The following is a 25,783-nucleotide window of genomic DNA, read 5'->3' on the forward strand; positions in this document are numbered from 1 at the left end:
CATCGTCATCCGGCGTCGTGCCGCGCGAAAATTTGCTGTCGATGTCACCTTCGTCAACCGTCCGCGATACCACCGTATCCGTCACCGAAGGCACATCGTCCGGCGGATCTGTCACATCTACCCGAACCGCATTTCCAGCAAGATCGACGACCTGAACTGCCGCGAAGTCCAATGAGGTCGGCGGCAGCAGGTCGATCGGGGAACCGGCATCACCAATGCCGGACGCGGGCTCGCCGAAATTGCCGCCGCTGCTGGTCGGGCTGGAAACGACCGATAGGCCTTCCGGACCGGCCGCGACGTCGATGCCCTTGCTCTCGAACGCGGCGATCAGTGCTTCCTGGGGGATCTCGACATTGCCGATAACGAATGTCGGGATATCTAGCGCTCCGCCCTCGATGACGACGCGCGTCCCGTCTGGCTGGGCCAGTACGATATTGTCGCCGTCGACGACGAGATTCTCCAGCGATGTACTCATCGGAAGAAAGATCTTATCGTCAGCACCGGGCTTGACGATCACGACCTGTAGCTGCGGCGTCTGCGACGCGGGCGGCGGAACTGTGCCGGGAGCGAGCTGCGCGACCTGGAAGTCGTCGCGCGCTGAAACCAACTCCAGAGCGGTGGTCTCGTTGAACTCATTCAGCGAGGAAGCCCCGTCACCGGATTTGTTAGCCATAAGAAATACGCCCCCAGATAGTGGTGGGCGCAAGGGGACACGAACATCACCCTGAATCAACGGCGCTTTATGAAAACAAATATAAAATGCTATATAATCATGAAAATTTTTTATGCTTGGTTAAGCGCCGAATATATCCGGCTATATTATTGGCGTTTAAGCTGGCTGTTAAACCTGCCGCAGCCCAAATACAGAAGATAAAATTTGATCTAAATAGTCTCGATTGCTGTAACAAGTTGTAATTCAGTTTTCTTAAACGCCAATTCAGTCCTCATTTGTAATGTCAGCACACAACGGTTGTGGAGCTGGCAATGTTTATACGTAAAAGAGAAGTATTCTCTTCTGTTTTCACCCCGACCGTGCTGCTTGTCTCGCTGACCGTCGGGGCGAGCGGCACGGATATTCAGGACAAGGCTCAAGCCGAAGATACCGGTTCGCTGGCAGCATCCCAGAACGACGCTCAGCTTTCTGAATTCCAGGCGCCAGAGGCGGGAACGCCCGATCTTGCCGGTATGCAGGGTGCGCTTCCGCAGGTTGCCAGGCTTGGGCTGAAGACCACCGCCCCGCAGGGTGGCGTCTTCGCCTCGATTGCTTTCCGCGTCGGCGCGAAATCCGCGAAGCCACGCATCCCCGCAGCGCTCGGTGCGACCGCAGATTTGCAATTGCCGGAATGCGGCGAGATGTATTGCCCGTCGGACAAGGACGACGTGTTGAAGGCTGTCGAAACCGCGCTCGGTCAGTCGCTCGAAGACAAGCTCTTCACCGTTAACTCCTTCGTCAACCGCACGATCGCGTACAAGAGCGACAACGAGGTCTACGGATCGCTTGATCACTGGTCGAAGCCGGACGAGACGCTGTCGCGCGGCAAGGGCGATTGCGAAGATTTCGCGCTCCTGAAGATGGCGGCTCTTCGCGCGGCCGGCGTGCCCGACGACAGCATGACGCTCGTCGTCCTTCGCGACACGCGTCGGAACCTTTTCCACGCTGTGCTGTCGGTCGCGACCGACAAAGGCAACTTCATCCTGGACAATGTACGCGATGCGATCCTGCCGGACTCATCCCTGCCCCAGTATCGCGCGCTCTACTCGATGAACGACCGCGGCACCTGGATCCACGGCTATCCTTCGGACAACAAGGAAGCCGCCGGGCGCACGAGCATCGAAGCGGTTCAGCCCGGCGAAGGCACCGAGCGCAAGTCCTAATCAGGCAGCACGTAGCAGATGATCACGGCTTGACCGATGACCGGGGTCAACACGGCATTCACGCGCCCGCGGAAACGCTGGTTGTCGACGCCGATCACAAAGCCGGTCCCAACCGGCATGTTGTCTTTCAAGCGAAGCGCATCAATTAACTCCACGATCTGTAGATCGAGCGACAGGCGCAGATTGCGCGCCATCGCGCTCGAGCTTTCGATCGACAGTCTCGCCTGGATGAGGTTTAAAAAACTCTGGTTGTAGGAGACGATCCTGCGGTCCGTCGCCAGAGCAAAAGTCGGCGACGGCGAAGCCTGGACAAGGCTGTTAGCCAGACCGCGATTGGCCACGTTCTGCACGCTGAGCAGCTTGTCCATCAAACAACCCATGCAGAGCACGCGCAGGCGCGACGTGGCATTGCCTCCGCCATCCGACGCTTGTTCGACCGCTCGGACAAAAGCTCCAAGGCTCAGTCCCGCTCCGGCCGCCACGTCCTTCAGAGCGCGCCAGAATATCTCCTCCAGCCGCAGTCCGCGGCGATACTCCCCCGCACGGACGACGACGAAACGCGTGGCGAGATCCTCGGGCTTCGGGGTAATCACCGGCTTGGAATTGATCGTCGCGGTCATCGCTCGCGCAGCGCCTCGGCGCGGGCCTTGTTCACCGGCTTAAGCAGATACTGAAGGACCGTCTTCTCACCGGTCATAATGTCGACCGAGGCGATCATGCCCGGAAAGATCGCGTGCACCTTGCCGTTATGCACGATCTCCGAACCCGTCTTTACCTGCACCTGATAATAGGTCTCTTCCGACTTTTCATCGAAGATGCTGTCCGCGGAGACATTCGAGACTTCGCCCCTTATGCCGCCGTAGATCGAGAAGTCGTAGGCGGAAACCTTGACCAGAGCCGGCTGGCCGACGCGAACGAACGCGACGTCGCGCGGGGAAATTCGCGCCTCGACCAGTAATACCTCGGACGTCGGCACGACTCCGGCCACCACAGCGCCCTGCTGCACATAGGAGCCGATCGTGTTGACGTCCAACGTATTGACCACACCGTCGACAGGAGACCGAAGATCGGTCCGATTTACGCGATCGGTCGCGCCGCGCGTCGTCTCGTCAATGACCGAAAGTTCAGACAGTGCCTTCGTCTTCTCCGCTAGGGCCTCCTGCTGGATCTGCAGCGAGATCTCCGTGACCTGAAGATCCGCTTCGTTTACGGCGGCCTTCAGACGCTTGATGCTCTCTTTCGACAGATTCAGCTGGCCAGTCGAATCCGTGAGCTCCTTCTGGATGCGCAGGAGATCGGTCTGCGCGGCAAGTTTGCGGGCGACGAGCGGCTGCAGCAGAGCGTTCTCCTGTTCGGAGACCTTGATATTGGCTTCGAGGCGAGCAATGTTCGACCTCGCCTCGTCGAGTTCCGTCTGCCGCTGCAACAGGCGCTCCCGAAGGACGGACACCTTGTTCTTGAAATTGTCGCGCCGCGCAGAGAGGAGCCGCACCTCGTTGGCGCAGACGGCATCACGCGCTGGATCGGCCGTACCCGGGCAAACGAGCGCCGAGTCGATATCGCCCTTCTCTTCCAGTTCGAGCCGCGCGATCTGGGCACGCAATGCACGAGCCTTGGCCTCGAGCTCGCCGAGAGTCGACGTGGTCGCAGTATCGTCCAGGCGAACGATGAGATCGCCGCGTTTCACGATCTGACCGACGCGGACCGCGATGTCCTGGACGACACCAGGCTCGCTCGCTTGGATGACCTGCGTCTTGGAGATAGGAATGACCTTCCCCTCGCCGCGGGCGATCTCCTCGACCTCGGCGATCGACGCCCAGATCAGGAAGAATACGATCAACGCGACGATGGATAACAATGTCATTCGCGCCATCAGCGGTTGGCGGTCCACCAGGCCGTCCGTGGGCGCGTCGAGATAATTGCGCATGTCGAGGAGTTGCTGCCGCCACCCCTGGCCTCTCGCGTCTCTCCGTGTGCGCATCAGCATCAGCGCACCGCTCGTTTCTGAAGGTGCTCGATGATCGCGGCCTTCGGTCCGTCGGCAATGACGCGTCCTTGATCCATGACGATCAGGCGGTCGATCAGTTCGAGCATGCTGTGCCGGTGAGTAGAAATGATTACCGTCATTTCCGGCGCAAGCGCAGCCTGAAGCTTGTTGATGAGAAGACGCTCAGACGCCATGTCCATCGCGCCCGAAGGCTCGTCGAGGAAGACGATCTTCGGCTTCGACATCAGAAGCCGCGCGATCGCCACGGCCTGCCTCTGTCCGCCGGACAGATTGCTGCCTCGCTCGCCGACCGGCATGTCGTAGCCGCGCGGATGGCGGGAGACGAAATCTTCGACGCCGGTCACTCGCGACACCGCGATGATGTCCTCATCGCTCGCGTCGGGGCGGCCCATCAGCAGGTTCTCCTTAATGGTGCCGGAGAATAGATCCGCTGATTGGGAGGCTACTGAGACGGCCGAACGCACGACCGCGGGATGATATTGGCGCACATCGACGCCATCGATCAGCAAGCTGCCGGCACCCGGCGCATATAGCCCGCCCAGAAGCCTCCCCACTGTCGTCTTCCCCGAGCCGATCTTGCCGATAATGCCGACTCGCTCTCCAGCCTTCACCGTGAGATTGAAACCGTTGAGCACTTTGTAGTCGGTGCCTGGATAGGCGAAATCGACGAGCTGGAACGAAAAATCGCCGGCATAGATCTCGCGGTTCACGAAGCCCGTAGAATCCGGCCGGTCCTCGGGCTGCGACATGATCGAATTCAGAATCTGCAGTGATAGGACGGCCTGCCGGAACCGCGCCAGCGTCATCGCGATCTGTCCCAGCGGGGCTACTGCCCTGCCCGACAGCATTACCGCGGCGATGATCGCGCCGGTCGTCATATTGCCTTCGGCGAACTGGTAGGCGCCGGCAAGAATAATCACGATAGAGACGAACTGCGACACGAAACCGGTCGCGTTCGCTGCATTGGCCGAGATCTGCTTAATCTCCTCGGAGGTCTGCGAGGCACGCTTCGCAAGGCCGTGCCAGCGCCTTAGAAGGTGCTTTTCCGCGCCGAGCGACTTGACGGTCTCGATGGTCGAGATGGTCTCGACAAGAAGCGACTGCTTCTGGCTGGCTTCATTTTGCGCCGCGGCCATGCGTTTCGCGATCGCCCGCTGGGCGGTGAGGCCAATGCCGATCGTGATGAGGAACGCCACCACCGGCACGATGACGATCCAGCCTGATAGGACGTAGATGACGATCAGGAATATGAAGGCGAAAGCCGTATCGATGACGACGCTGATTGTGTTCGACGTGAAGAACTCTCGGACGAATTCGTATTGGGTGATGCGGTTGGCGTAATCGCCGGTTGATGCAGGTCGCGATGCAAGCGTTGTGTGCAGGACCTTCTCGAACAGCAGGTAGGAAAGCCTAAGATCAGCGGAACGTCCTGCGTGGTCGATCAGGACCGCACGCACGCTTTTCAAGAGAAGGTCGAATAGGATCGCGCCGGCAACGCCCAGGACGAGCACCCAGAGCGTTGCCATCGCCTCGTTAGGCAGTATCCGGTCGTAAACGTTCATCGTGAACAGCGGCATCACCAGCGCCAAAATGTTGATGAACAGTGCCGCCAGCGCTACCTGCAGATAGGACTTCCAGAACGGTAGAAGCGTACTGACGAGCCAGTGCTTGCGCACGATCAGCTGGATATCGCCGGTGATAGCGGATTCGACCGTGTCTTCGCGAACCACACCGAACGTCACGATCGCACGGACGTTTTCGGGCGCGACGCCGCGCAGTTCCACTCCAGCGCCGGTTGCCAACTCTCGCGCGGACGTCAGATAGCGACCGTCTGAGAGGCGTTCGAGGAGCGAGAGCGCTCGTCCGTCGCGAAGGAGGATGATCGCCGGGAGGTCGGAGTTCGTGTCGACCCTGTTCGCTTTACCGTAATCGAGCACTTCGAGACCGATACGGTCCGCTAGGCGCCGGACTTCCTCGATGGACGGAAGCACCTCGTTGAACGGAACATCCGAAAACAGGATGACCTCGGAGCCAGGCCTCCCGAGAAACACTGCCACGTTCTTGAACGCCGACTTGAAATCAGTCGGCGCGCAAATTAGCCCCTCTCGCTCCGTGGCTGGAGAGTACGCGGTGGAACTGTGCTCCATGGCACGCATAGCAGCACCCTCCGGGGCCAAAGCCGAGTCTGGCTTTGGTAATCGCTGCGGTTGTAACACCGCCTGATTAAGGCTTCTGAACCGGAACCAGTAGATCGATCGGCGGCTTGCTGCTCTGTGACGAGGGAACCGAGCGATAGATATCGGTGGGCTGTGCCGGCGGCACGTTATATTCGGCCCGCGGATAGCCCTGAGACTGCTGCGGCGGTTTCAAATCCATCGTCTTCAAAAGGATGCCAGTTGCCGCCAGAAGTCGATATTCGGCAAAGCGAGCCGCATAACGCGCGGTCTTCGCCAAAATGGCCACATTGTACTCAGTGTTTTGGGCGTCAAGGACGTCCAGCAGTGAACGCTGACCGAGATCGAGCTGACTGCGATAAGATTCGACCAGACGGGAATTCTCGGCGGACTGCTGCTGTAGTAGCACAGCTTGGGCGGCTTGCCGCGCACGACGATCCCAAGAGATGCGCACCGCCTCCTCGACCTCGCGATGCGCCTGGTGCATCGCGAGCCGGGCCTCGCTAGCCCTGCGGATCTGTTCTTGCTCAGCGGCACTATCAATGCCGCCACGGTAGAGGTTCCAACGAGCAGCCAAGCGCACCTGATAATCGGTTGTCCGGCCGTCGTCGCCATTGATTTCCATACCCGTGCGCGCCGCCCCCTCAACATATACCTTAGGAGAATACTCGGCTCGGGCGGCGTTTACCGACGCTTCAGCGGCTGAAATGTCGGCAATAGCGGCCTGAATGCGAGGATTGTTTGAGCGCCCTAAGGCCACCGCTTCATCGAGAGTTTTCGGAATGGAACGCACCACGGAACCGGGCATCGCCCAATTCCCAATCGGTCTACCGACAAGCGTCACAAAACGAATTTTCGCAGCTTCTAGATCTTCAGCAGCTTGTTCCGATCGAACCCGTGACGCAAGGAGACGTTCATCGACCTGCTGCCTATCGGCATCAGTCAACTTTCCGCCCGCCACCAAATCCGACACATCCGCCTGAATACTCTGATGAAATTTCAAATTTTCACGAGCCTCCCCAAGTATCTCACCTTGAAGAATAATCTCGATATACTCTCGGATTACTTGAAGACCAAGAGTCTCAGATCGTTCCAAAACTCGAAATGAAGCGCCATCGACTCTACTGGCTTGCCGATCTCGTTCAGCGCGTCTGGCACCGCCGTCGAAAAGTTTTTGCGAGACGGTTATGCCCACATCCCTCGGATAGAGGTCATCATCCTCGATGCTGGTCAGACGGCGACTTTCGTTGTCCAACCTCTGAGCGCCGGTGGAGGCATCCAGGTCGATGCTCGGCAAGAACAGTCCGCGCGCCTGCCTTAATTCGAACTCAATCGCCTCCCGGTTCTCAACCGCTTGACCGATTTGTGGGTTCGAATAAAGCGTAGCCGTTAGAGCCTCGCGCAAAGTGATTGCGTGAACAGCCGACGGCGAGACAACCGCCAAGATCGCCGCAAACGCAGCCGCCTTTTTGTACATTTTCCCAGCCCCCAACTCCCGACCGTTCGAGTAAGCTAGAGGTTGGCGTGAGTCACGGTGATTTTCGTAACTTCATGAAATATCGCCATTTTGTGGTAAATGCGCAGCACAACAGGGCGGCTCTGTTCGGCTTTGATGAGGGCTTGGAGGCCCACCGCTTCATTGAGATGCCGGGCATCCACCCAACACCGTCCGTTCGCGTTCCGAGGGTACGGCTCCCTGAGGGGACATCGAGTACGGTGAGCGCTTTACGATTCAGCAGACGAGAAATTCAGCTGTCAAGATCTCCGTGATCCGCAATCGCGGATGTTCCGGCTGCCTTCGCAGTCATTCATTCGAAATTAATGTGGAGTCCAAGGTAATCTTCCCACTGATCAGCGTGCCAACCGGCATTCTTAAGCGCATCCACGAGATAGATTTCGTAATGATGCGACACACTATTGCCGGCTTCCACTACGAGCTTTAAGTCATATGCCTTCGCATCATTATGGAGGTCAATTCCATCGAAGCTCGCTGGCACTTTAAGCAGGGAAGCGGTAGCGCTTACTATTCTGACGGCATCTACAAATCGGAGCTGATCGCCCATCTCTAGCTTGAAGTCATCGATAAAATCCTGATCACCAGCTTTTGAGTCTGCGGCAAACTGAAATACGTCGGCATCTGCACCTCCGAAAATCACATCGCTGCCGGCGCCGCCGATAAGTAAATCATTGGCCGACGTCCCTACTAGATGATCGTTTTCGCTTTTAGCAGCAGTTGAGACGGCCTCTTCTTCGTCATCAAAATAAGGTGTTAGCACCTCCAACTGCGGCCCCTCGACACCCGCTTTATTAACGAGGGCCATGGGATAGTTACCCCACCAAGAGCCGCCTCCCCAATAAGCTCCGTCGACGTTGTGGGCGTCCAATTCCTTAAGAAAATTATCCAAGACCGGTAGCCAGCGAGGATCATTATTCGGGATCGCGAACTCTCCGACAAACCCCTTGTTCCCAGTAGCCTCAAGCCAGTCTAGAAATGACTGCAATCTATCAACGCCGATGGTCGCATAAGCACCTGCCTTATCGTAGGATTCCTTGTACGTTCCGGAACCATCCCTATCAAAGTATAGATGCGCTTCGTAAATAATATTGCCAGATGGGTCATCGATATCTAGCAACTTGTTGGCGGAGGAGCCCCAATTTTTCGCACTCGACCATCCATCACCGGCGACATAGATCGCAGTGTCTAAGTCAACAGTACGTATAGCATTTACGGCTTCCTGGGCTGCCGTTGGCCAAATCGATACACCACCCATATCGTGAGGTTCATTCATCAGGCCGTAGCCTGACAGCGCCTTGTACCCCTTCAGTTCCGACGAGAGCTCTTGCCAAAACTGAGCGAAGGAGTCGATTGGAAGTCCGGGAGATCCTATTACTGCGCTCCCGAAGCGGCCGTAGTTGTGAAGGTCGATGATAACGTCGATGCCGCGTTCCTCGGCTTCATCGAGAAACTGCTTCATTCGACCGAGCTCTGCTTGATTCAACGGCCCGTCTATAGTCGTTTGCATTCGCTCCCATTTGAATGGCAATCGTATAAATTCGACGCCCTTGCTGTCGTAGAAATCCAGATCCTTCTCAGATGGATAAATATAATCATATCCATACCGCTTGCCGGCCCCGCCAAACTCAGCACCCGAAAGATTTACGCCGATCATCTCTTCCAACTCACAGTAACCAAACCCTCGCAATACTCCATGAGTGGAATAAACTTATTGCTCGTTGAAACCATAAAATTGCGCTGGTAGATGATACTCATGCTGATTCTGATGATGCGACAGACGTCAGCAACCCGTGCCAACTGATCGGCATGGCCACTGATATTCGTCAGCAGGGTTTTCAATCGCACGGCCCCAAGGTTGGTAGTTCCGCATGCTGAAGCCCGCAAGTTCGCAAGAGCGCTTGGCGAGGCGCATGAAATCCGCGCTCCCCTGGGCAATCGGGGAAAGCTTCCTCTCCGCTGCATCAAGCCTGCTAACCACGTTGACCGTGGCTCGGCTTGTGTTGCCCGAGGAGTTAGGGCTTGCTGCCATCGCGATCGCCATACCGATGGTGGTACAAGCGCTTTTGTTGACAGGGCCGACCAACGCACTGATCAGGACCCCACGGATTGACGTGGCGACTCTCGATTCAATGACTTGGTGCTTCCTCGTTTTGGGAGTGATTGGTTGGTTGTTCTGCATCGGCGTCGCCCCGGTCGTCGCCCTGCTTTATGACCACAGTGAGCTTATACCGCTGCTGCAGATTTATGGAGCAAGCTGCTTTCTCCAGGCCGCAATGAGCGTGCCCACAGCGCTGCTCACCCGAAAGATGAGAACGAGAACCCTAGCTCTCCGGACATTAGGGCAGAAGATTGCAACATTAGTCGTGACGTTATCGACGGCCTTATTGGGATGGGGATCGTGGGCGATCGTGATCGGCTCTTTGGTCGGCTTTGCAATTGCAACTGCCGTATTACTTTACCGACAGCCTCGCAGGCCCAGACTTTACTTTAGCTGGAATGCTATCGTTCCGATCCTAAAACTCGGTGGACTGAACTCGATCGAGACCTTGGCAGGTGCCATCACACCAAGAGCTTTCCTGCTGGTCTTCGGACGCGTCCAAGGCTTAGAGGCTCTTGGCTGGCTGAACTTCGGCATCCGCTTGGTAGACGAGTTGGCCAACATTCTGAGTATGGCGATAACTAGGATGTCTCTGCCATTCTTTTCAGCACTGACTCGATCTGGAATTGACGACCGCGACGCTTTTCTTCGTGGCAGCCACCTTATTGTTGGTGTGTCTGCGCCAGTCCTCTTCGGCCTTGCGGCGATCGCGTCGGACCTCATTCCAATCGTATTCGGCGACAGATGGACAGAAGCAATTTTGACCACCCAGATCGTGTCGATTGTCTGGGCTCTTAAGTTTACGCGTGTCCTGTCGAGTGCGTTACTCCTCGCTAGGGGCAGTCAAGCGCCGCAGATTGCGAACTCTTGGATAGCCTTTGCCACTGGCACGCTCGCTGCCGCGGCAGTCGGCAATTGGCCGTTCCAATTCGCGGTTTGGAGTTATGTCGTCCCAACCCTGATCACTGTTCCGCTCGGGATCTACATGCTGAAGGTGATCACAGGTATGTCGGCGCTTTCGCAGATACGTTGCGTCCTGAAACCACTTCTGATTTCGGCGGGTATGTTTTTAGCTCTGCTCTATTTGCGCAACGCGATGATAGACGATCTGCAACCCATCTGGCGCGTATTCATTAGCGTGGCTTGTGGAATTTGTTCATATGTCGCGCTAGTCTTGCTTATCGACCGACACAGCTGGCAAAATGCCCTTCGAAATCTTCGCTAGACCGCGCTCGTGTTCCAAGCGCTCCAGTCCAAGTGACTTGATCAGGGGTCGCTTAATTCGGCAGCCCTATGCCCAAGTGACTATTCGCGGCACCTTATTCTCGAAGGCTTCGATTCATCTGGTCAGTCAGCGGCTTGATCAAATAAGAGATAATCGTTCTGCTTGATGTCTGAATGAATATTTCAGCGGGCATCCCCGGCATCAATTTTAGGGCTCCCAATTTGGTTAACTCATCATCTCCGACGTCCAAATGAAGCATGAAAAAGGTTTGACCTGTTTTTTCATCCCGGTTTAGATCGGGCGATATCATGGATACAGAGGCGACCAGTTCGGGAGTAGTGCCGCGGTCAAACGCGGAAAAATTCACGATCGCCTTTTGACTCGCAAACACCTGATCAACCTGGTCAGGAGACAATCGAGCATCGATCCTCAGCCGATCCTGCTGGGGAACAATCTCCATTAAAACGGCGCCACTTTGGACAACTCCTCCAACGGTATGGACGGCAAGCTCATGCACAATCCCCGTTTGCGGTGAGCGAACGTCCAATCTTCTGAGGGTTTCTTCCGCTGCGACTCGTCGTTCGGAGAGCTCAGCGATCTTTGCCTGCGCATCGCGTATGTCCGTGGCAATATCCGTGCGCGCATCCTGATCGACTTGGAGGATCTGAAGCTCCGTTTCGGCTATTCCGGCACGAGACCGCGCGATGGACGCAACAAGCGCCCCTCGCTCGCCTTCTAGTCGGGCAGCCTCACGCTCGATCGCTGTCACGCGTTGTATAGGAATGAGCTGTTTGGCCCAAAGAGAACGAGTTCCTTTGAGCTCTTCGTTGATGAGCTGAATTTCCTTTGTCTTTCCTGCCACTTGGGCTTCAATCCCGCCGATCTCCTCTCTCAGCTGGGCCGCTCTTTCCTTAAGCTGAAGTACTCTGCCTGCCCTTCCATCGACTCGCGCCGCGAACAACCTCTGCTCGCCATTCATGATAGAGGCGACGTCGGGAATGCCTTGGCGACTGATCATAACATCCGGGAACTGGACACTTGCGGCTCCATCTCGCTCCGCTTCCAGCCTCGCCAGCCTTGCGATGTTCTGATCCAACCCCTTGACCACGATTGAGAGGTTTGTTTCCGGTATCGTCGGATCCAGTTTCAGGAGCACATCGTTAGCTGAAACATGGTCGCCTTCTTTCACATGAATTTCGGCAACGATGCCGCCATCCAAATGCTGTACCTTCTTAACGCTTGAATCTACGACGACTGTCCCGTGGGCAATAACTGCACCGGAGAGTACGGTCGACCAGGCGATTCCTCCGGCAATCGCAAAGAACGCGACGAATGCCCCCATGCCGAGCAGAAGGTGCGCTCGGATGCTACGCCTCGTATGATCATCTGACGAATCCGCCTCGGGCACGGTCAGGTCTTGCCGCATCATCGCCCCCAAAGTTGGGAGACGATCACCCGTCTATGGATTGTCGGCCTTTTAGGCATCCGCACGCTCTGGGATTGAGATTGGGGAATGCTGCAACACTCGGTTAAGAACTGCTTCGCGGTCGCCGAACAGGCTTTGTCCATCATCCGCGACATACAGGATCTTGTTAACATTCGAGATCACGTTCGGTCTATGAGCTACGATGATGACAATGCTGCCCCAAGCCCGCGCGCGGAGGATGGCCTTCGACAAGGCCACCTCACCCGACGTGTCAAGATTTGAGTTCGGCTCATCAAGAATAATAAGAAATGGCCTACGAAACATCGCTCGAGCAAGGCCAACTCGTTGTCTCTGGCCTGCGGATAAGGCAGAGCCATTTGGACCGACATTGGTCTGATAACCATTTGGAAGGGTCGCTATCAACTCGTGCACATGGGCATCACCAGCGGCCTCTAGGACCTCCTCAGACTGGGCCTTGTGAAACCTCGATATATTGCGAGCGACATTTCCCTCCATAAGGCACACGTCTTGCGGCAGGTATCCGACTTGACTTGATAGCATTGCCGGCGGCCATTGCTGTAAAGGAATGCCGTCCAATCGAATAGTTCCGCGGACCGGCTGCCACACACCCGCGAGCGCTCGCGCGAGCGTAGACTTTCCACAACCACTTGCGCCAATAATTCCTAGCGCATCTCCGCTCTCAAGAGAAAAACTAATGTCGTGGACCGCGAGGCGTCCGCTTCCCGGAGGAGAAACACTGATGTTTTGCACTTCGAGCGTCTGATACGGCGCCGGAAGAGACAACACCTCGGACGGACGGGTCGCATTGGCAACGATACCGCTGAGCCTCGCCCACGCCTGCCGCGCGGACACAAAACTCCTCCATTGCCCAATCGCTAGATCGATAGGGGCGAGCGCCCGCGAAACGAGGATGGAACTGGCTATCATGATGCCGCCCGTCGCTTCCTGATTGATAACTAGATACGCGCCGATCGCCAGAATAAGCGACTGAAGTATCATTCGCAGGCTCTTCGACGCCGTCGCTATCAGGGATGTGAAATCCGACAGCGCGGTATGCTGGCGCAGAAAATCTTGATGATGCTGGCGCCATCTCTTGATCATGGGTGCTGTCATACCAAGAGCATGGATCGCTTCCGCGCCTCGCCGGGTCTCTTCAGCAACATTGTTTCTGGCCATAGCCGCGCGGTGCGATCGCTCCGCGCGGCGCCTAGCAAAAAGCTCAGCTGCAAGAGTTAAGGCCGCCAGCACGACAGCCGCAGAGAGCACTGTAATTCCTATTATAAAATGATAAGCGAAGCATACTGCCAGGAAGACCGGCAGCCATGGCAAATCGAAAATCGCGATCGGACCGGGCGAGCCCATGAACACGCGTAGTGTTTCTAAGTCCTTCATCGGACCGACGGCATCTATCTGGGGACCGCGCGCGTTCGCAATTGACACAACCTCCCCCAGTAGATCGGGAGCCATGTCTTCCTCGAAACCTATTCCAACACGGCTTAAAATTCTCGCGCGGATAATTTCGAGAAACCCCTGAAATGCATACATAAACAGGGCAATTCCTCCGAGCGCAATCAGCGTCGGAATACTGCGTGAAGGCAACACTCGATCGTAAACGGCTAACATAAACAAAGAGCCGGTTAGCATTAGGATGTTTATCAAGCCGCTCAGCACGGCCACCCCTACCAGCCCGCCCTTGAAGCGCATGAGGGCGGCAGGTAAGTGACTGTTTCCCTCTTGCCCCATGCCCCAATCCTTTAGGATCAAACCCGAATTAATGACAAACTGGGAAACGCAGGTTGCGCGCCGACAATGGCTTTTCATTCCGGATGCAGCATTATCACTTACTATGAAGTTTTTCGAAAAGAAGTAGTCTCCCGGCCGGATCTACAGGGGGTGTGGACTCAAGCCGGAATACGTAGTCTTCGCGCCAAGCTTTTCCGCCCCCCCAGGCTGTCCAACCGAGCCAAACGTCAGGGTTTCCCTGTACGTGGTCAATCATTCGTGAGGCGGCTGTCAGCCCCGAAGAAGATGAGGCATTTGGGATACCAAATTCACCGAGAAACAAGATTTTCCTATGCTTGCGAGCCCACTCGGTGGCCGCTTCAATTTTTCTCCGGCCGGCGTCGACGTCTCCGTTCGCGGCATCGGGCAAGATGCCTTTTTCACCCTTGTCGACATACTGATGCACTTGGAAAATTAGGTTGTCAGCCGGATCACGAAGCGAGAGGGCGGCATCCGAAAAACTTGATACGAGAGCGCCGGATTTTGCCCAATTTGGAGGTTCAATGTGAATGGAGTTTGTCGCCCCCGCCCCTCGTATGGCGTCAATCGCCGCTTGGTACATACGACGCAAAATCTCAGCTTCAGTCGCCGCGTCAGCGGACTTGAGATCATGCGGCTCATTCATCAGATCGAATTGAACCAGCGGGTAATCCTTGAAGCGCTCCGCGATTTTTCGCCAAACGTCTGCATAATCGTCCCGCGTCACCAAGCCTGACGGCCCATCGATCTGAGCCTGCTTAACGCCGTCAGGCGTCGACACCCAACGGTTACCGTAATTGTGCATGTCCAAGATAACGACGGTGGTGCCGCGGGAGGCCACTTCCACCAACTTGGCGATATGATCGAGGCTAACATCGCCTCGAAGGTCTGGCTGAACACGCTCCCACCTAAAAGGGAGTCTGACCACGGTCACTCCTCGGTCCTGCCAACCCTTTAACACTAGGGGGTCCGGCCAAGCGTAGTCTTTATTAAGACGACCGAACGGCGTCGCTGTCGTCGACGTCTGCTTAATATCTTTGAATTCCGCTCCCGATAAATTTACACCTTGCAGTTGACCAGCACCGGACGGTGTATTGAGCAAGCTCATAAAAAGACTCAACGTCGCGATATAGGCTCGCATCATCCGTCTCCGTTAGCATCAAAAAAGATTGAAGTGCCTGTAGCGGGCCGCATGTTGCGGCGTCTAGGCTGATTGGATTCGGTCGGTGATTGGCAAGCGGCGCGGCCGAAACCACCGGATCCCCGCGTAGAACGCAATCCGTCTGGCCTTTTCTGCCGCTCTAGCTAACAGCCTCATTATTCTGTCACTTCCCCGCAAAGCTGGCAAATCGAGCCTGCGATCCATCTCAATGGTCGACCCGAAATCCAGTTCCGTCAGGGGCGCTGGATAAAGCCCCAGACTGGGAACTCCGTGCGCCCATACCCGGTCCATTTCGTCGTCTATCGGTCGAACCACTTTTTGAATCGACGAAAGAAATAATTTCGCACCCGCTTTGTTGATCCAGTACCCCTGTGTACCGTACACCGGCCTTCGATACTCCACTAAGTATCGACCAAGAACCGGCGCTATACATCTGGTCGAAACCGGCAATTTCCCGTAAAATCGGACGAAATTGAAACCATTGAAACTGGCATCAAATTCCCCGGCTTTCTCGAAGAACGACCAATTTATGAGTACGTCATCCTCCAATACGCACATCGAATTTAGGTCGTTATGTTCCGAGAGCCATTTCCACAAAGAAACATGACTAGCGAAGCAACCCAATTCACCACGCGTCAGTTCTCGGCCGCGGTTCCAAACGGCGTGCCGAGCGTTATAGGGCAGCCAATCCGGTAGAGACGTCGCAGCGTCGTAGAAAGACCACGGCACGGCCAGCCTAGCCATCTGTGCCTCGATCTCTGTTCGGCGCTGAACCGAGTCCTTGAGGCTGATAATGCGTATTTCAGAAGGCATGGCCCCTCACCTGGCTTGCAAAAGAAGGTTCTGCGCCTCGGCAACCGATCCCGCGACCCTGACCAGAGGGTCTGTTGCTGTCCAGCGCTGCATGAACCTGCTCAACTTGCCATACGAATTATCGATCACGATGTGAGGAATACCCATCAGCAGGCAGAAGATGTGAGCATGAAGGCGGTCCGTGACAACGCTATGGCCGGAGCCCAACAGTCGCTGCCCCCTCCGTTTTCGGGTGTGCGCCAATCCTCTAAACGCGAGCTCGAGAGAACCATACGTTGGATTTGCCGTCTCAAGGCGTTTCACGAGGGGGAGTATCCATCCATTCTGCAATTTGGCTGAGCGGTCATCTTGCAACCAATCAACAACTACACTCGACGGATCTCGGACCTCGCCTCGTGCCGCCATCTTTTCATCGTCCTCCCTCAACAGGAAGACGACAGAGTGTTTTGACGATATTTTGTCCTGAGGACCTAAGGCGAATGCCATATCTGGGCTCAGCACGGTCTCACACTCGAAGCGGTCACGAGCAAATTCGAAACTCCATTCGTCCCTCACGAGCAGGCTAAAATTCTTGTGTTTCGTGATAGCCGCCGCAGTGGCTCGGACATTATCGTCCGATTGAAAATGGATCGACTGAGGCAACTGTACGATCTTGCGATCAGGATGCGCCGCGAGCACTCGCTGACGAAAGGCTTGATATTTCGGCCAAATATCTCCGAAATTGCCGCCGCCGCTTAAATAGATTGGTCCCTCTGGGCATGCTCGGTTTAAAGCGGCCGGATTATATTCGTCGCGCGTTGAGACATAGGATGGCCGGACTTTAAAAACATCCCAAAACAGCGCGATTTCGCCAAGCCAAATCAAACTATCGCCTACGTTCGGATAGTTCGGAAAATCCAGCAAAGCATAGCCCGGCGCCGGAGCCGGCAGCGTAACTGCGGTCTGCCGCAATATACCTTTTAAATCGTCCAATGTTTTTTTCATCGACTAGCCATCACTTCAAGATTATATAACAGGTTAACACTCAATTAGTGGTAAACTATGCATATCTCTCTGATCATTTGCACGCGCAATCGAGCAGCGCCGCTCCAAAAATGCCTGGAGTATGTTGCTCGCCTCGACAACCGACACCTGATGGAGCTGGTTGTGGTGGACAACAATTCGACGGACGACACGGCGCGCGTAATCCACGAGTTTTCCTCCCAGGCTGATTTTCCGGTTAAGTATGTCAAAGAGCTTGTGCCCGGGTTGAGCAGCGCGCGCAACGCTGGCATTCGCTCGTCGCAGGGCGAGATCATCGGATTCACGGATGACGATTGTTATGTTGAGGGCGATTATCTCGACGCCCTATTGCGACTCTTTGACGGGACCAGCATCGGTTATGCCACCGGCAGAGTAAGGCTGTACGATCCAACCGATTATCCCGTCACAATAAACGAGTCGTTGGACCCACTCGTCATTCCGGCAAACAGTTACGTTCGGCCGGGCCTGGTAAAGGGAGCGAATATGGCTTTTCGACGCTCCGCTCTCGCGGCGATTGATTGCTTCGACACGAAATTTGGCAGTGGCTCCTTTTTTCCGGCCGAAGATTGTGATGCTGCTGCAAGAGCCAGCCTGCACGGGTATGTCGGCGTGTATGCGCCTGAGCTCGTCGTATGGCATCATCATGGAAGAAAGGAAAAGGACTTAGAGAAGCTACTCACAGACTACGATATTGGCAGAGGCGCCTACCATATGAAGCTGCTTCTAACCGGCCGCGGCCTCGCCCCCCGCCTGCAAGGTTGGATCGAGTTTCCGAAGCGAATTGCCCGGCGCCCCCGCAGCGGATATCTGGAGCTCAGAGGCGCGATAAAGTACGTGCTCGTGCGATAATTGCGTCGCCGACCGAAGGTTTTATTCTTGCACAGAACTCGCTGTTCCGACGGGCCGGACATCGCGGTAGGAGCTGACTTTGGCCAGGATTGGTCGAGTTTGGTACGCTCCCAAGAGGAACCAGAGTAACGCAGCCGTTTTTATGGACAGATACGAATTGCTTATGAGCATCGTAGTTGTCAAGAAAATGAGAGCAGCGCGCTTGAATAACGCCTGCTTTGGCTCTCCTTCCGCCAGATTAAACGTAACGAAAATCAATATAAGCATCGCGCCAAATATCGACTGGGTCGCGATGAGGTAGGTGATCCCACTATCGGCGCTTTGCACGTACGTGGAGTTCGAAATTCCAAAAAACGCTGCAGCATCAAATCTGTAGAATATTTTAGCGGCAAGCGCCGCTCTCCCCGCAAGGTCGTCGCGGCTCGGCTCGGCGCCGAAACCGAGTAGCACGAACGAAACTACAATGAGCACCGGGATATAGAGGAGCGACGAATATCGAACAATCGGCTTAACGAAAGACAGGAGGATAATAAAAATTGACACGATAACCGCCAATCGGCCGTCACAAGCGATAAGCAGAAATATTGTCGACAATATATAGAATGCTAGAGTTCGACCTGAAAGCGATCTCGCCTCTGTTGAGACATAGGCCACTAAAATGATGCAATAATTTCCAAGCGAAACAGGCTCCAGAAATATCGAGGACGCTCTGTGAATGTTGAGAAATGGAAAAAGATTACGCTCCCCCGGTCGAGTTGCACTGACGAAAAGCGCAGAGTCCGTGTTCCAGAAATTGGCTTCAGAAAAACCACGGGTAGAAATATAAAACTGTTTAACATTGAATAGCGTCACGAACAGATCTGTTGCGAACAACTCAATGATCGCGACCAGAGTTACAATGATTTGCAGCCAGAAAACGCACTTTCCCGCAGCCGCGCGTCCAGAGACAATACCGAGCGCGACGAACGTCGAGATCAGCATTCCATCCCTTAAAGCCTTCGCGTCAACCCTTCCGATAAACATCCAGCGGGCCACGGCAACCGCCATCAACAACCCAAGCAGGTAGTACCAGGCGGTGACCCTGTCGTTATAGCGCCAGATGATGATCGCGTGAGCGATCAGCACGACCACGATCTCACAGGCAATGACGGTGGCCGGAGACATCGTCAAGAAGTTGGCGTTAACGATAGCCAGTAGCGCATTGAAGCTTACTGCAAATACAACAAGGATCGCTTCAATATTTGTCCAGAATGGGCTCTGACCCCCAGTCGCGTGCGCTTTGTTCGACAGCATTATCGGTCCGAAGGCGCGGTCACCGACGCTTTGAAATAATGGGTTGGCGGCGATCTACTTTCACTCAAAACAATAGACGCGAATCGCACCATTCCGACGGTGTATCGGCTAAGAAGGCGAGTCGGTTCTTTGGCCAAGCGGTAGGCCCACTCCAGATGCAGTGACCTGATCCACTCTGGTGCCCGTTTTTGCGAACCGGAGAGCCACACAAATAGCGCTCCCACCCCGACGATAAGAGACGGTTTGAGATTGCCCATATTCCGCTCGATCCACTGCTCCTGAAGAGGATTTCCTAATCCCACTAGCAGGACTGTGGCCCCCGTTTCGTTTATCTGTGCGACCAATTCAGCGTCGTCAAAGAAAAACCCGTTCCTGCGACCGACCACCAAGTGATCGCTTTCGTCCTCCAAGCGCCGCGCTGCTCGATCCACAACCTCTTGCGTGGAGCCGAACAAAAACAATTTCTGGGGCGTTGCCAGTTTGCTGACCAACAACGGGACAAAGTCTGTCCCGTTCAAATTCTCTCTAAAGGCTCTTCCGAACAATAGCTTCGACGCAATTCGCATCGCCACCCCGTCATTTACAAGGATGAAGGGAGAGCCCCGGAACGATTCACCGAAAGGCTGACACTTAACGATAAAGTTGGCGTTTGCGAATAAAAGTACGACCTTCCGGCCCGTCTCTAAGCTTGCCGAAACGTAGCGAATTAAACCCCGGCGCGAGACATCTCGGATTACAAACCCGCCAACGGGCCGCCTACTGCCACGTGCTAGCAGCCGGCCACGACGCGAAAGGCGGCCGATCATGCCTGAGACCAGTTCCTTGCGTATGCTCTCAATTCCGCGAACCTTAATAGAAAAGCGGCGCTTGCACCGAGCGCAATGCCAAACACAGCCGATCCGAACAGGATAGCGAGCGCCGAAGGCCCAGCTTTGATCAAGCCCGCATCCTTAAGAACCTCATTTCCACCCAACGACGTTTTGGAGGCCTCTTTGTCGGGGTTTTCCGTGAACAGCGCCGCAACGGCGTTGGCGATTGATCGCGCGCGTCCAGGACTATCCGCTCGATAAGCGATGTCCAGCCTCGAGCCTAGTCCAAATCGCGAAGCTGTGAGATTGCTCTGCACAATCGACGCTGCAAGGTTTTTGGCTTCGGGTGTGCCAGGCTCGACGCTGTTGATATTCAGGATCAATGAGACCAAGGGAAACGGTGACAGGGGTGCGGATAAAAACTCCGCATCTTCATCCAACTTCAGGCGCTGAACGACAGCCTCAGCGGTTCGATCAGACTGGATCATCTCGATTTGGTTGGCCAAGACAGTTGCGTCGGCCACGCCAGAAAATGACAAGGTCTCAGAAACATTTGCAACGCGCAGCTCGGCCGTTTTAAGATCCGCATCAACCTGTTGGAGTTCATTCAGAATGTCAGTTTTGGTGTCGTTCACCAGCTGAGCCGACTTCTGCTTTAGCTCCTCAACGGTTTGCTTTCTACTGAGAAGCTGTGTTTCCAGCTCAATCTTTCGAGTTGCGAAGGTCGCGGCTGTACGGTCAAGATCTCCAAGTTTGCTAGTGGCGTAATAGCCCTTACTGGCCAACTGCCGTACGCTCTCCAACTCTTTGTCGATCGACTGCTGCTGCGACGCGGCTAGCTCGACTTGACGTGCCAACGACTGCACCTCATCAGCGGTCAATTTCAGCAACTGCTGAGTGTTTTGCAATTCTGATTCGCGCGCCTTGCGCCGGGCTTCAAAGAGCCCTGTTTCGCTGTCTATCCATGTCTGAACCTCCGGCTCAAACGCCGTCGCAGCGACGAGATTTCGAGGAAAGCTCACGGATTCGGCGCCTTGCAGCTCACTCTGCAGCCTTGCTCGTTTCGCCAATAAACGATCGCGAGCGTGAGACTGAATTTGAAGTTCGGTATTACCGTCCGCAAATTGCTTTTGGGCCGCGGGATTTGCGTTGCGCCCCCCAACCAAGATCGAGGCAGTAGCGATAAAAGCCGACGGGCGGACTACGATAAAGGTCAGGCCCAACGTGAACACGGTAAGACTGATCGCAAGAATGACTTTGCGCCAACGAATGAGCGTATCTAGATTAACGACCGCGGCGATGAGCTCTTGCAAGTCCCAAGCTCGACCGACACTATTTTGATCGTACTCGGAGTATCCTTGACTAAAAGCTGTTGAGCTTGGATGCCGGTTCATTTCACTCTCCTTGCTCAACACTAGGGAATGGGCTGCCGTACAGTACCCAAAACCTTAGCACAATCAACGTGCCACGTCAGTATCAGAAGCGCATGGCTGATCAGCGCCTAGCCTTCCGAGCACTTGCTGGACAACCGCAGTCCAGCCCAAGATCTGTGAATTATCGATCGTGCCCCGATCATGAGTCAGCGCGAGTTTCATCGCCTCCACCACAGAGGCAGCAGAACCTGGTGTGTATCCGAAAACATGATCGCGGCCCCCTTTAGCAAAAATAGGTGCAACGGTTGGCAGACGACAATACGTATATTGATGAAGCTTTAGGCTAGACTCCGCCAGGTAATCGAGGCCCGGATGGAATTGGTATGGAGCGATCCCAACGTCAGCACGCTTGACGAACCCGGCTAGTACTTCGAACGGAACTTCGCCGTGGATAACGACATTCGCTTTCCCGCGAAACTCTGCCAGATTCATCCGGCCGAAAAAATGAAATTCGATATCCGGAAATGAGTGAACCAAAGTACGTACGGCGACCTCATCAAAGGCCATGTCGCCCGCAACGATAGCTGATTTCCTTTCATCTCCGTGGGATCGACCGGGCAGTTCGTCGAATACCGATTTTTCGACGCCATGCGGAATATAGTCCGCCTCTACGGCAAAGTCACCTTTCATCAGCGGCGACGGAACCCTGATCAAATCATACCGAGAAGCCGTTGACGTTAGCGTCTTTTGCAAACCTGGGTGCATGCCAACTTGGGCCAACCTATCGCTTGCGCAATAGACAAACTGCGCCTTTGGCGCGGCCCTCTTTAACCGCTCGAATAGTGCGACAGCAGCACAGCTCTCTATCACGATGATGTCCGCCTCGGCCGCGACGCGACAAATTTCCTTGTCCAGAAGCGATGCATATGCACTGAGCAGCCACTCGGATGATGCGTTCATCCATGGCCGTGGCGCGCGTACCGGGTGGACCCAAGGAACCCAAATGAAGGTGTCGATTGCTCCTCGACGAACCCATTTGTTCATTGGCTCGGCGCCAAGCGCCTGAAATCGCTGAGGGTTAAATACTTTTGAGATATAACTAAGCTGTGTCGTTACAACGCTGGTCTCAAAACCGAGCTTCGCAAACGTCTCCGCCCAAAAAACCATGCCGGTTTTTCTTGTTCCAAGACCCACAAGCTGCTGCGTGAAGAGCAGTACACGAGGTTTTCTAGTGTCTTTCACGATCGGCTTCCCGGCTCATTGCGACGGATTCGTAAAGGCCCACGAAGCTCAAAGCGATCTGCTCCCAATCGTATTTTTGCGACAATGAGATCACCGCGTGCTTTGCTGCTTCAGGCTCCGCGCTGAATTTCTGAAATACTTGTTGAACCTCGTTGGCGGCTTCGGCATCGCTGAAGTCTCGTAAGATCAAACCGGGTGATGAAGACCCAACAAAAGCTCGAAACGCTGGAATTGCACTAAGAATCGGAACCAGACCAGCACCCATCGCTTCGACAACGCTGATCCCAAACCCCTCATGTTCAGAAGCGGAAACGTAAAAACTCGATCTTTCGATGAGATCACCAATGTCGCCATCCGACGGCTCTAGGACCAAATCGACTCTGTCGTTCAAACCTGCGAGATCGATCTCTTTCCGAATGCTGTCCGGCGTTACATCCCACGGAGTTCCGGCGATAATCAGACGCCAATCCGGGTCGGTGGTGCGAAGGTTTTGAGCTAACTTCAGTAGATCCCCGATGCGCTTATTTGGAGACAGCCGACCGAAGTACAGGAGCGTTTTTACCGGATCGCGACTGGCGCGGCCGGCCCACTTCCGGGCATCGACGCCGTTACCAAGACGCCGAACTGATGGAAAAATCCGTGAGAACATCGCATGATCGCTGTCTCCCGAGGCGCAAACCGAAGAATAGGCGCCACAATTCATCCTGGTCACGGTCTGGAAGTAGAGTTTTTTGAAAGTCGAAGCGAAGTTAGTATGAAAAAAGCCGCCATGTGTTGATGCAATCAGAGGCTTCCGATGAAAAGGCTTTGTAATGGCCAATGCATCGAAGAAAAAATCTATCGCATGTACGTGGACAATATCGGCGTCACCCACGGCCCTCCAGACACCGGGAGCGATGGGATAGCGTCGAGAGCCGAACCAAGGAAGTCGTTGAACTTCTAATCCTTCGACCACTTCGGTTTGAGGAAGGCGATTGCCAGGCTTACTGAACACCGTGTCCAGTGTTACAATCTTAACGTCAAATCTACTCGAGAGTCGCTTACAAAGTTGATAAACAGATTCCTCAATTCCGCCAATACTTGGTTTAAATTGCCTGACGACATGGACGACTTTCATTTCCACCCGCCCCCACTCGACTGCCCGCAATCGAACTTTATACAGAATTTGGGCGGTTTTCGGGTGAAAAGATATTAATTTGGTTAGCTGACGTCCGATCTAAACCCGATCGGGAACTCGCTCGTTCGGATGGTCGTCTCGACACGCTTCATATCGCCTCGCGAATACGAAGGCCGGAGCGACCAATATAAGAGTGCGCCGATGCTGATCCCAATGCAGTCGGCAAACAAATCGTCGATCGAGGCAGATCGGCCCGCAATGCCGATCTGAAGGAATTCAACGAACACCCCTGCGCCAAACATGAAAAATGATGCGGCGCCAAGGCTTCGCGTCATCGCGGCCAAGATAAAGACGTTGATCGCGCTCACGCTCACATGGAGCATAGCCGCGGAAGACTCCGTCATATTAAGATCTGGCATAAGGGCCAAAAATCCGAAGAGCGCATCGAACGCGAATAGACCGATCATCATTGGCATAACTCACCTCAGGATCGGCTTATCACGCTCCGTTTTAAGGACTTTGACGAAAAAAACCTAAAACTCTCCTGATCCAGTCAAGGCTGCTCGAACGGCTCACGACGGTGAATCCGCATGCGGACCTTCGTAAGCCTGACTTTGCGATTTGAGGTTCCAAATCGCGATTTTAACAGAGGCTACTCGGCAGCCATCCCGACCCTGTAGTCTCGGCGGGTCGAGGTGCCGATACCGGTATAGCTGAAACCGAGCCGCTCGACATCGTCGCGGGCATAGATGTTGCGGAGATCGACCAGGATCGGCTTCGCCATCACCTCGCCGAGGCGGCGCAGATCAAGCGCGCGGAACTGGTTCCATTCGGTGACGATGACGAGGGCGTCGGCGCCTTCGGCGCAGTCGTACGGGCCCGTCGCATAGACCACGCTCGGATCGAGGAGGTGCTTTGCATGCGCCATGCCTTCGGGGTCATAGGCCTTCACCCTGGCGCCGAGATCCTGCAGGGCCTGAATGATGGCGAGCGACGGCGCATCGCGCATGTCGTCTGTATTCGGCTTGAAGGTCAGGCCAAGGATCGCGATCGTCTTGCCGCGGACATCGCCGCCACAGGCCGCCACGACCTTGCGCGCCATCGCCCGCTTCCGGGTGTCGTTGATCGCGACGGTGGCCTCGATCAGGCGGACCGGCGTGCCGGAATCCTGCGCGGTCTTGACCAGCGCAAGCGTGTCCTTCGGGAAGCAGGAGCCGCCGTAACCGGGACCCGCATGCAGGAACTTCGAGCCGATGCGGTTGTCGAGACCGATGCCGCGCGAGACTTCCTGGACGTTCGCGCCGACGCTTTCGCAGAGATCGGCGATCTCGTTGATGAAGGTGATCTTCATCGCGAGGAAGGCGTTGGCGGCGTATTTGATCAGTTCGGACGTGCGGCGCTGGGTGAAGAGAAGCGGCGCGCTGTTCAAGTAAAGCGGGCGATAGACCTCGCTCATGACGTCGCGGGCACGTTCGTCCTCAAGACCGACGACGATGCGGTCAGGTCGCTTGAAGTCGTCGATCGCCGCGCCTTCGCGCAGGAATTCCGGGTTCGAGACGACCGCGAAATCCGCGTTCGGCCGTTCCTGAAGGATGATGCGCTCGACCTCGTCGCCGGTGCCGACCGGCACCGTCGACTTCGTGACGACGACGGTGAAGCCCTGCATCGACCGGGCGATCTCGCGCGCGGCGGCGAAGACATAGGAGAGATCGGCGTGGCCGTCGCCGCGACGGGACGGCGTGCCGACCCCGATGAAGACGACGTCAGCCCAGGCGACCGGCTCCGCAAGCTCCGTCGAGAACGACAGGCGGCCCGCTTCGACATTGCTGGCGACGAGCTCGTCGAGACCCGGCTCAAAGATCGGAATCCGGCCCTCTTTCAGGGCCGCGATCTTGTCCGCCGCCTTGTCGACGCAGATCACATCATGGCCGAAATCGGCGAAACAGGCCCCGGAGACCAGGCCCACATAGCCCGAGCCAATCATCGCGATACGCATGG

At 55.5% G+C, this 25,783-nt stretch carries 21 protein-coding genes; 3 read left to right on the plus strand and 18 right to left on the minus strand.

All coding sequences use genetic code 11. The annotated features are described in order from the left end of the window. Positions 1-673 (minus strand): hypothetical protein (locus tag ACFPFW_RS15535; RefSeq protein ID WP_379771524.1); only part of this gene is annotated, 673 nt, incomplete at its 3' end. Between the two features lie 311 nt (positions 674-984). On the opposite strand from ACFPFW_RS15535, the gene ACFPFW_RS15540 reads away from it, so the two are divergent. Beyond that, on the plus strand, positions 985-1,875 hold the full coding sequence (locus ACFPFW_RS15540; protein WP_114958710.1) for a transglutaminase-like cysteine peptidase: 891 nt from the start codon (positions 985-987) through the stop codon (positions 1,873-1,875). On the opposite strand, the gene ACFPFW_RS15545 is transcribed toward ACFPFW_RS15540, so the two are convergent. The 5 genes from ACFPFW_RS15545 to ACFPFW_RS15565 form a co-directional block, all read right to left on the minus strand. Then, entirely contained in the window at positions 1,872-2,495 is a 624-nt protein-coding gene (locus ACFPFW_RS15545) for a ribbon-helix-helix domain-containing protein (protein ID WP_114958709.1), read from the minus strand. The two genes, ACFPFW_RS15540 and ACFPFW_RS15545, sit on opposite strands and share 4 nt — an antisense overlap. Next, complete coding sequence (locus tag ACFPFW_RS15550) at positions 2,492-3,739, minus strand: HlyD family type I secretion periplasmic adaptor subunit (RefSeq protein ID WP_379771528.1); 1,248 nt, start codon at positions 3,737-3,739, stop codon at positions 2,492-2,494. The genes ACFPFW_RS15545 and ACFPFW_RS15550 overlap by 4 nt, the downstream gene beginning before the upstream one ends. 122 nt (positions 3,740-3,861) lie before the next feature. Beyond that, positions 3,862-6,030 carry a type I secretion system permease/ATPase gene (locus ACFPFW_RS15555; RefSeq protein WP_114958712.1) on the minus strand — a complete coding sequence of 723 codons (2,169 nt, stop codon included), beginning with the start codon at positions 6,028-6,030 and terminating at the stop codon, positions 3,862-3,864. Between the two features lie 76 nt (positions 6,031-6,106). After that, positions 6,107-7,534 (minus strand): TolC family protein, encoded by a 1,428-nt coding sequence (locus ACFPFW_RS15560; RefSeq protein WP_114958707.1) that lies wholly within the window; start codon positions 7,532-7,534, stop codon positions 6,107-6,109. A 331-nt stretch (positions 7,535-7,865) separates the two neighbouring features. Next, positions 7,866-9,227, minus strand: a complete 1,362-nt coding sequence (locus tag ACFPFW_RS15565) for a cellulase family glycosylhydrolase (protein WP_114958706.1) — start codon at positions 9,225-9,227, stop codon at positions 7,866-7,868. Between the two features lie 256 nt (positions 9,228-9,483). Between ACFPFW_RS15565 and ACFPFW_RS15570 the strand changes: the two genes are divergently transcribed. Beyond that, on the plus strand, positions 9,484-10,896 hold the full coding sequence (locus ACFPFW_RS15570) for an oligosaccharide flippase family protein (protein ID WP_162799814.1): 1,413 nt from the start codon (positions 9,484-9,486) through the stop codon (positions 10,894-10,896). A gap of 94 nt (positions 10,897-10,990) precedes the next feature. On the opposite strand, the gene ACFPFW_RS15575 is transcribed toward ACFPFW_RS15570, so the two are convergent. The 5 genes from ACFPFW_RS15575 to ACFPFW_RS15595 form a co-directional block, all read right to left on the minus strand. Further along, entirely contained in the window at positions 10,991-12,325 is a 1,335-nt protein-coding gene (locus ACFPFW_RS15575) for an HlyD family type I secretion periplasmic adaptor subunit (protein WP_379771533.1), read from the minus strand. A gap of 48 nt (positions 12,326-12,373) precedes the next feature. Next, positions 12,374-14,086, minus strand: coding sequence for a type I secretion system permease/ATPase (locus tag ACFPFW_RS15580; RefSeq protein ID WP_162799813.1), 1,713 nt, complete (start codon positions 14,084-14,086; stop codon positions 12,374-12,376). Positions 14,087-14,180: 94 nt separating this feature from the next. Continuing rightward, entirely contained in the window at positions 14,181-15,212 is a 1,032-nt protein-coding gene (locus ACFPFW_RS15585; RefSeq protein WP_379771536.1) for a glycoside hydrolase family 5 protein, read from the minus strand. Positions 15,213-15,308: 96 nt separating this feature from the next. Then, a complete protein-coding gene (locus tag ACFPFW_RS15590) occupies positions 15,309-16,079 on the minus strand; it encodes a glycosyltransferase family 25 protein (protein WP_114958702.1) in 771 nt (256 codons plus the stop codon). A 6-nt stretch (positions 16,080-16,085) separates the two neighbouring features. Beyond that, the gene (locus ACFPFW_RS15595; protein WP_114958701.1) at positions 16,086-17,063 is read right to left on the minus strand and encodes a polysaccharide pyruvyl transferase family protein; all 978 of its coding nucleotides are present in this window, start codon (positions 17,061-17,063) and stop codon (positions 16,086-16,088) included. Between the two features lie 57 nt (positions 17,064-17,120). On the opposite strand from ACFPFW_RS15595, the gene ACFPFW_RS15600 reads away from it, so the two are divergent. Beyond that, entirely contained in the window at positions 17,121-17,951 is an 831-nt protein-coding gene (locus ACFPFW_RS15600) for a glycosyltransferase family 2 protein (protein ID WP_114958700.1), read from the plus strand. 21 nt (positions 17,952-17,972) lie between these two features. Here ACFPFW_RS15600 and ACFPFW_RS15605 read toward each other — a convergent pair whose 3' ends face one another. From ACFPFW_RS15605 to ACFPFW_RS15635, 7 genes are all read right to left on the minus strand, one after another. Further along, the gene (locus ACFPFW_RS15605; RefSeq protein ID WP_114958699.1) at positions 17,973-19,244 is read right to left on the minus strand and encodes a hypothetical protein; all 1,272 of its coding nucleotides are present in this window, start codon (positions 19,242-19,244) and stop codon (positions 17,973-17,975) included. Further along, positions 19,244-20,050 carry a WecB/TagA/CpsF family glycosyltransferase gene (locus ACFPFW_RS15610; RefSeq protein WP_114958698.1) on the minus strand — a complete coding sequence of 269 codons (807 nt, stop codon included), beginning with the start codon at positions 20,048-20,050 and terminating at the stop codon, positions 19,244-19,246. The genes ACFPFW_RS15605 and ACFPFW_RS15610 overlap by 1 nt, the downstream gene beginning before the upstream one ends. Further along, positions 20,047-21,447 (minus strand): GumC domain-containing protein, encoded by a 1,401-nt coding sequence (locus ACFPFW_RS15615; protein ID WP_114958697.1) that lies wholly within the window; start codon positions 21,445-21,447, stop codon positions 20,047-20,049. Before ACFPFW_RS15615 ends, ACFPFW_RS15610 begins: the two co-directional genes overlap by 4 nt. Positions 21,448-21,510: 63 nt before the next feature. Next, entirely contained in the window at positions 21,511-22,668 is a 1,158-nt protein-coding gene (locus ACFPFW_RS15620) for a GumK N-terminal domain-containing glycosyltransferase (protein WP_162799810.1), read from the minus strand. Then, the gene (locus ACFPFW_RS15625; RefSeq protein ID WP_162799809.1) at positions 22,655-23,785 is read right to left on the minus strand and encodes a glycosyltransferase family 4 protein; all 1,131 of its coding nucleotides are present in this window, start codon (positions 23,783-23,785) and stop codon (positions 22,655-22,657) included. Before ACFPFW_RS15625 ends, ACFPFW_RS15620 begins: the two co-directional genes overlap by 14 nt. Positions 23,786-23,868: 83 nt before the next feature. After that, entirely contained in the window at positions 23,869-24,255 is a 387-nt protein-coding gene (locus tag ACFPFW_RS15630; protein WP_162799808.1) for a VanZ family protein, read from the minus strand. A 182-nt stretch (positions 24,256-24,437) separates the two neighbouring features. Continuing rightward, a complete protein-coding gene (locus ACFPFW_RS15635) occupies positions 24,438-25,781 on the minus strand; it encodes a UDP-glucose dehydrogenase family protein (protein ID WP_162799820.1) in 1,344 nt (447 codons plus the stop codon). Positions 25,782-25,783 lie beyond the last annotated feature (2 nt).

Source organism: Flaviflagellibacter deserti, from assembly GCF_042652085.1.
GTDB lineage: Bacteria > Pseudomonadota > Alphaproteobacteria > Rhizobiales > Methylopilaceae > Flaviflagellibacter > Flaviflagellibacter deserti.

What these genes read in the sequence shown, in the direction of transcription:
- ACFPFW_RS15590 (WP_114958702.1), bottom strand. Translation starts at nt 16,079, where the DNA reads ATGCCTTCTGAAATACGCATTATCAGCCTCAAGGACTCGGTTCAGCGC.
- ACFPFW_RS15600 (WP_114958700.1), top strand. Translation starts at nt 17,121, where the DNA reads ATGCATATCTCTCTGATCATTTGCACGCGCAATCGAGCAGCGCCGCTC.
- ACFPFW_RS15595 (WP_114958701.1), bottom strand. Translation starts at nt 17,063, where the DNA reads ATGAAAAAAACATTGGACGATTTAAAAGGTATATTGCGGCAGACCGCA.
- ACFPFW_RS15550 (WP_379771528.1), bottom strand. Translation starts at nt 3,739, where the DNA reads ATGACATTGTTATCCATCGTCGCGTTGATCGTATTCTTCCTGATCTGG.
- ACFPFW_RS15555 (WP_114958712.1), bottom strand. Translation starts at nt 6,030, where the DNA reads ATGGAGCACAGTTCCACCGCGTACTCTCCAGCCACGGAGCGAGAGGGG.
- ACFPFW_RS15560 (WP_114958707.1), bottom strand. Translation starts at nt 7,534, where the DNA reads ATGTACAAAAAGGCGGCTGCGTTTGCGGCGATCTTGGCGGTTGTCTCG.
- ACFPFW_RS15580 (WP_162799813.1), bottom strand. Translation starts at nt 14,086, where the DNA reads ATGGGGCAAGAGGGAAACAGTCACTTACCTGCCGCCCTCATGCGCTTC.
- ACFPFW_RS15575 (WP_379771533.1), bottom strand. Translation starts at nt 12,325, where the DNA reads ATGATGCGGCAAGACCTGACCGTGCCCGAGGCGGATTCGTCAGATGAT.
- ACFPFW_RS15540 (WP_114958710.1), top strand. Translation starts at nt 985, where the DNA reads ATGTTTATACGTAAAAGAGAAGTATTCTCTTCTGTTTTCACCCCGACC.
- ACFPFW_RS15585 (WP_379771536.1), bottom strand. Translation starts at nt 15,212, where the DNA reads ATGAGCTTGCTCAATACACCGTCCGGTGCTGGTCAACTGCAAGGTGTA.
- ACFPFW_RS15605 (WP_114958699.1), bottom strand. Translation starts at nt 19,244, where the DNA reads ATGCTGTCGAACAAAGCGCACGCGACTGGGGGTCAGAGCCCATTCTGG.
- ACFPFW_RS15635 (WP_162799820.1), bottom strand. Translation starts at nt 25,781, where the DNA reads ATGCGTATCGCGATGATTGGCTCGGGCTATGTGGGCCTGGTCTCCGGG.
- ACFPFW_RS15610 (WP_114958698.1), bottom strand. Translation starts at nt 20,050, where the DNA reads ATGATCGGCCGCCTTTCGCGTCGTGGCCGGCTGCTAGCACGTGGCAGT.
- ACFPFW_RS15630 (WP_162799808.1), bottom strand. Translation starts at nt 24,255, where the DNA reads ATGATGATCGGTCTATTCGCGTTCGATGCGCTCTTCGGATTTTTGGCC.
- ACFPFW_RS15565 (WP_114958706.1), bottom strand. Translation starts at nt 9,227, where the DNA reads ATGATCGGCGTAAATCTTTCGGGTGCTGAGTTTGGCGGGGCCGGCAAG.
- ACFPFW_RS15545 (WP_114958709.1), bottom strand. Translation starts at nt 2,495, where the DNA reads ATGACCGCGACGATCAATTCCAAGCCGGTGATTACCCCGAAGCCCGAG.
- ACFPFW_RS15570 (WP_162799814.1), top strand. Translation starts at nt 9,484, where the DNA reads ATGAAATCCGCGCTCCCCTGGGCAATCGGGGAAAGCTTCCTCTCCGCT.
- ACFPFW_RS15625 (WP_162799809.1), bottom strand. Translation starts at nt 23,785, where the DNA reads ATGAAAGTCGTCCATGTCGTCAGGCAATTTAAACCAAGTATTGGCGGA.
- ACFPFW_RS15615 (WP_114958697.1), bottom strand. Translation starts at nt 21,447, where the DNA reads ATGAACCGGCATCCAAGCTCAACAGCTTTTAGTCAAGGATACTCCGAG.